Consider the following 5,834-nt stretch of genomic DNA (forward strand, 5'->3'; position numbering starts at 1 on the left):
GCAACACCGGCTACATGGGCAGGCCAAATAGAAACATTTGTACAGGGGATTCCGGAATTATATTGGAGTAAAGACCTGGATATCAACATGAGCCGCAGTTTGAAATTGCGGTATGTGCAAGGCCGCCGAATCAAGTATAACAGCAATTGGGGGCAAATTGGAGATACAGATGTGGTGCAAGATTTTGAACAAGTTCGCGTGAAAGGTTTTGGCAGCATGTCAGGCAAAACAAAAATATGGGGCACTCCAAAAGCTAATGCAATCATGGCATTGAAGGGTGGCTCCAATATGAACATTGTAGAGGTAGAAAAAGTGGACAGGTTGGTTAAAGTGTACACCGACTTCTGGATTGGGATAGGCTTCATTGATCCTTCATTGATTTATACTAACGACCAGGATTTAACCTAAAAAATTTTTATTCAAAATATAAATTCTATTTATGCCTGAAGATAACATGGAAGATAAATTGGCCGCACAGGAGGAAACTATTGCCGCATTGCAAAAGCAAGTGGAATCAATCCCTGATTTAATGAAAAAAATCAGTGAACTCACAGCCGCTCAAAGAGCGAACGCAATCGAATCTGCAGTTGATAAAGTAGTGCTTCCAAGCATACCAGAGAAGCCTATTTCGTATAACAAGAAAAAATACAAATGGGTGCTTCCTGTATTTTCTTTGCCCGGTGTAGGCAGGGTTACTGCTGAAGAGGCGGCTACGGATGAAGGTATTGTGAAAGCAATACTGGACATTGATGGACAGGGCATACTTCGTGAATTGGTTTAAAATTCAATAACTATATAATTCTTAAAAAATGTCTTACGCATACAAAAGTTTATTAACACCAAAAAATGTACAGAGTGGTATTTCAGAATACATACTGTTCGCACCGGTAGAATGGTTTACAACAATTGCCACACCAACTGCGCCATTTACCAACCAAGGTGATTCCATAAGAATCACAGCCGATCATGTATTTGCCGCCTCTAAGGGATTTGTAAAAATGCAACTCGCCCCTAGGAAGAATAAGTTTGACATGAAATCAGTTGGGGATATCGGATTAAATAAACTGGTGACAGATGCCGTGGAATTCTTTGTTCCGGGTTCATACGCGGAAGCGCATGAACAGATGAAGAACCTCATTAATACGCCACTGGTTTGCCTGGTAAAAGATGCACAGTGTGAGGCAGATATACTTTACCAATTTGGTTGCGATTGTCAAAGCGCATGGATTACTGTGGAGTTTGGAACCGGTACGACCAATGAGGGTGTAAAAGGTTTCAGCGGTAAGATGGTATATGATGGCTCGCTATTCTTATACGAAGGTGCAGTAACATTGCTTCCGTAAAATAAGCTTCGTTCCCCCTTTTTCATAAAAATAAGGTTTGAATTAAAATCCCGGGTATCCGGGATTTTTTTTTATATTTGTTTCGCAAAACATTATCGGAAGCGCCATCTTAATGGTGGCTGGCACATCGTTGAAAGTACGTAACAACTTCCGAGTATGTTTTGCAGGACCAGCCACTTAATTTTTTAATAGATGGATGCATTAAAAATTCAGGAAGTTAAAGACTATTTTATCAATAATTATTTTCCTGCGAAAAATATTCAAGAAACCAACCTTCACTTAACAAGTGAAGAATTATCTGAAAAATTGAGTAAAATAAATGGTGAGTATATTGATGAAAAAACATTGAATGATTGGCTCAGGGAAGGTAATTATATTTTCTTGGATTTTGGCGACATGAGATTTGAATGGATTTTTAAAACTTTACAATAATGCCAAGACAATATCCACGATTTTTATACAGCAATCCGAAAAATTCTAAATCTAAGGGGCCATTCTGTGTACATCTTTTATTTCCCCATTTAATATGTAAGGTATTGCCGGGAAATAAAATTGAATTGCTTGAATGCTTTGACGTTGCAAGCGAAAAGGCTATTGAAACAACACTTGACTTCATGAAAGATTTTCTTATTGCCAGAGAAAAATCGGCTTCCTGATTTGTCCTTTCAGGCGTCCGCCCACTTCACTATTATTGCTTTTATGCTTGATCAATTGCGTGAATGGCTTAATGGGGATCGTGAATTTTATAGAGGCGTTGCTCTCTATGAAATGGCCGGTGATAATGATTCTTTATTGCAATTATTAAAAAAAGGCAAAACAGATTTTGTTTACAAAAAATTGCAGGAATGTTTATTGAAAATTTGCAATGAATTAAAAAACGAAAGTGCCGGAATAAAAAAAATTGTAGAAAAAAAGGTTTCAACCCCTGTAAATAAAACACTTTATGAAGCAGCACTGAGGGAAGCATTTATTTTATATAAAGAAGCAATGAATGACCGTGCTGTTTTATTTGCCTCCATAGAAAACCTTGACTTTGAAGATCCCAATCGTGCAGATTTAATCCTCCAGAGAAGCAGGCCTGCTGTTGATTTGGTTTTAAAATTTAACAGGGTTAGCGAACTCTATGACCGCGCTAATTATGTAAAAATAAATGGGCACCTTCCTGAAACAGAAGAATTAAACAATGAATTTGATGCCTTGCCTGATCATCTCGTTAAAGCAGCGCTGGATAATGCTCGAAAGGCCAGGAATAAATTAAAATCAAAAGAACAAACGGCGATTCGTATTGCTCTTTTACAAAAACATGAATTAAATATAGAAAAATTAGAAAAACAATGGCGCTCATTGAAACCGGCAATATAGAAGAAAAATTCGTTGAATCAAGCTTTATCCATCAATCCCGGTTACAGGATGATTTTGTCGTTTGTAAATCTCCCGGAAAATTACTATTGTTGATTGAAAAGTTGAACGAAATTAAAAATATTCATTTCGTTTCTAATGGCGATTGGAGCATGCATGATTTAGTAATTGAATTGATAAAAAAGTATGGGCCAGCGGATTTGTATTTCACCACATATGCACTACGAGAATTTGCGGTTCGGCAAATTATTAATGCTATTGAGTTGAAGCAAATAAAATCTGTAACATTAATATTAGATTATAAAGCAAAGTCGAGAACGCCGGAAGTGTACCAGCTTGCATCAATGAATTTTTCTAAAATATTTTTAGCAAGTATCCATGCAAAAGTTGCGGTACTAAAATGTGCGAATCATTTTATCTCCATTATAGGAAGTGCCAATTGGACAAACAATCCACGAATAGAAGCCGGTGTAATTTCAATGGAAAAACCTACCATGGACTTTCATATTGATTGGATAAACAAAACCATTGAACATGCAGAAATATTTGAATGAAATTTCCGATGATGAATTAAAAGAGGTAAAAAGGCTTGCAGGATTGTTTTTTGTGCCTCAAGAAATTGCGTTAATGCTTGAAAAAGAGACGTCATTTTTTTGTGAAGAATGTTTTAAGCCATTGAGCAAACTATATAATGCTTTTCAGGGTGGACGGCTACAGGGTGAAGTTGATTTACGTACCGGCATTTTAAAAATGGCTAAGGCAGGGAGCTCTCCTGCACAAACAATGGCATTGGATTTATTGGATCATTCTAAAATATTATTAATGGATGGCAAATAAAGACCCAAAGCTTATACGCACATTGCAAAAAAGAGCGGAGCAGGTCGCATTCGCTACAGAAATAATTGTTTCAGAAACGCGAGATTGGCAAATGATTAAGCAGTTTATGCAGAATCGTTTAAAAAGTACGCAACTTAGCCCACTACAACAGGATAAATTAAACCGATATCAATACATCTACAATCAGCTTGCATCAGGAAAATATACGGAACAGCATGTAATTGGACAGTTAACAGAATTATACGGCATTGAATATTCCCAAGCTTGTGCGGATCTTCGGGCAACACAGGAATTATTTACGAATGTTTTAAACATTAATAAAGTATTTGAAATAAAAATGGAATTACAGGCTGCTCGAAGCATGCGGAATAAATGTACTGAAATACATGATTTCAAAGCAGCAGCAGCTATTCAAAAAAACATTGTACAGTTGTTGAAAGAATTAAAAGATGCCGAACCGCAAGGTGCCGATTTGTTTGAGGGCATTACCATTGAAGCTTCGTTTGATCCTTCACTCCTAGGTGTAGCTCAAATCACCAACGTAGAATTAAAAGACTTAATGAAAGAAATCAATTCTAAAAGAGCCAAGAAAATTAAATTAGATTTTATAGAGGATATTGATTGTGAAATTTTATGAAAAAGAAAGTCCACTTAAATAAGCCTCAGCTCAGATCATTAATGATGGGGGCTCCTTTTGAGGTTTTAGTAGCCGGCCGCGCGACCGGGAAGACTGTAGGGCCACTCGCAATTAAATCATCTACTTGCTATTTCGGAACTATGCCAAGAGGCACCGGCGCGATCATTAATGCTACATACACTCAAGCTTACACCAGAACTTTAAAGGAATTAATTAGAGGGTGGCAGATGTATGGATTAATTTATGATCATCATTTTATTGTAGGAAGAAGGCCTCCAGAAAAATGGATTAAAATGTGGAACTGGAAAGGCCCATTTGCACCACCGTTGGATTATAAGCATTTTGTTTGCTGGTATAATGGGGCAGTTGGCCAATTGCTGAGCCAAGACCGGGTTGGTTCTGCAAACGGTATATCTATTGACTGGATTATTGGAGATGAAATTAAATTGCTAAATGAAGATAGATTAAAAACTGAATTGTTCCCTGCTAATCGCGGTATCATTCCTGACTTTGCAGGCAATCCATACCATCACGGTTATACTTTCACTACTGACATGCCTGTAGGAAGTGGTGGCCAATGGATTTTGGATATGGCAAACAAAATGGACAAAACTAAAGTTGCCAAAATTTGGAAACTGCAAAAAGCGATTTTTGTTTTAAAGAAAAATTATAAGAAATCGCGTGGTATGTTGCGAACATCTATTGCTAATTCTATTGAATTATTAAAAGATGAAATAATGAGTGAGCGTAAAGGGTTGTTATATTATCATGAAGCATCTACATTAGATAATATTCATGCGCTTGGTGTTGATTTTATAAAGCAACAACTAAGAGATACAAGCCTCTTCATGTTTGATACACAAATTTTAAATTTACGGCCTTTGCGCTTGGAAGATGGTTTTTATCCCGACTTTGATGAAGATGTGCACGGATACTTCGCAGAGCACCCTGAATATTTTGATAATACTTCGATTGATTACTCTAATCCGCTGCTTACGTGCTTAAAAGATAGTGACCTTGATCTAAATAAGCCACTTCACATAGCCCTCGATTATAACAGAAGGATACATCCTATGGTGATTGCCCAGGACATTTCAAACGATATTAAAATAATCAATGGGCTACACTCACTATATCCAGATAAACTGAAACAGGTTATTTCTATATTTTTGGATTACTATAAACCGCATAAACGAAAGTTTGTATTTTACTGGCATGACCACACTGCTGTTGGAGATGACAACGAAACCATGAAAAGCCAGGAAGTCGTGAAACAATTACGGAAAGGAGGATGGATTGTCAAAGAAATGTACACGGGGAAAGCGCCTGCTCATGAGAGTAAGTTCAGAATGTATGGACATCTGTTCACTGAAGATGGATATTACAATAAGACTGTGAGATTCAACAGGGAAAACTGCAAACACTTAATTATATCAATTCAAAAATCAGAAGCAGAGCAAAGAAAAGATGGATTCGGGAAGGATAAGAAATCAGAACACGATCCTAAAATTCCTGCGGAAGACTCTACTCATTATTCAGACGCATTGGATCAATTAATTTATGGAATGTTGGAAAGCAGAATAGTCTATCATGAACCTTCCGTAACAGGTGGAATAATAATAGGATAATGGCGTTCCGGCTTTACGCCGTCAGGCTTT

At 37.1% G+C, this 5,834-nt stretch carries 9 protein-coding genes; all 9 read left to right on the plus strand.

Going from position 1 to position 5,834, the window contains the following annotated elements:
- On the plus strand, positions 1-408 hold a 408-nt coding region (locus tag WMK75_RS18025), incomplete at its 5' end, for a hypothetical protein (protein WP_347268966.1).
- Positions 409-454: 46 nt separating this feature from the next.
- A complete protein-coding gene (locus WMK75_RS18030) occupies positions 455-781 on the plus strand; it encodes a hypothetical protein (RefSeq protein ID WP_347268967.1) in 327 nt (108 codons plus the stop codon).
- 28 nt (positions 782-809) lie between these two features.
- Complete coding sequence (locus tag WMK75_RS18035) at positions 810-1,343, plus strand: hypothetical protein (RefSeq protein ID WP_347268968.1); 534 nt, start codon at positions 810-812, stop codon at positions 1,341-1,343.
- Positions 1,344-1,535: 192 nt separating this feature from the next.
- Positions 1,536-1,775 (plus strand): hypothetical protein, encoded by a 240-nt coding sequence (locus WMK75_RS18040; protein WP_347268969.1) that lies wholly within the window; start codon positions 1,536-1,538, stop codon positions 1,773-1,775.
- 198 nt (positions 1,776-1,973) lie between these two features.
- Positions 1,974-2,705 (plus strand): hypothetical protein, encoded by a 732-nt coding sequence (locus tag WMK75_RS18045; protein ID WP_347268970.1) that lies wholly within the window; start codon positions 1,974-1,976, stop codon positions 2,703-2,705.
- Positions 2,678-3,256, plus strand: coding sequence for a hypothetical protein (locus WMK75_RS18050; protein ID WP_347268971.1), 579 nt, complete (start codon positions 2,678-2,680; stop codon positions 3,254-3,256). The genes WMK75_RS18045 and WMK75_RS18050 overlap by 28 nt, the downstream gene beginning before the upstream one ends.
- Positions 3,249-3,539 carry a hypothetical protein gene (locus tag WMK75_RS18055; RefSeq protein ID WP_347268972.1) on the plus strand — a complete coding sequence of 97 codons (291 nt, stop codon included), beginning with the start codon at positions 3,249-3,251 and terminating at the stop codon, positions 3,537-3,539. The genes WMK75_RS18050 and WMK75_RS18055 overlap by 8 nt, the downstream gene beginning before the upstream one ends.
- Positions 3,529-4,176, plus strand: coding sequence for a hypothetical protein (locus WMK75_RS18060; protein WP_347268973.1), 648 nt, complete (start codon positions 3,529-3,531; stop codon positions 4,174-4,176). The genes WMK75_RS18055 and WMK75_RS18060 overlap by 11 nt, the downstream gene beginning before the upstream one ends.
- Positions 4,173-5,804: a hypothetical protein gene (locus WMK75_RS18065; protein WP_347268974.1), complete on the plus strand. Its 1,632-nt coding sequence runs from the start codon at positions 4,173-4,175 to the stop codon at positions 5,802-5,804. The genes WMK75_RS18060 and WMK75_RS18065 overlap by 4 nt, the downstream gene beginning before the upstream one ends.
- The last annotated feature ends 30 nt before the right edge of the window (positions 5,805-5,834 follow it).

The sequence above is a fragment of the Paracoccus sp. (in: a-proteobacteria) genome, assembly GCF_039808215.1.
Taxonomy (GTDB): domain Bacteria; phylum Pseudomonadota; class Alphaproteobacteria; order Rhodobacterales; family Rhodobacteraceae; genus Paracoccus.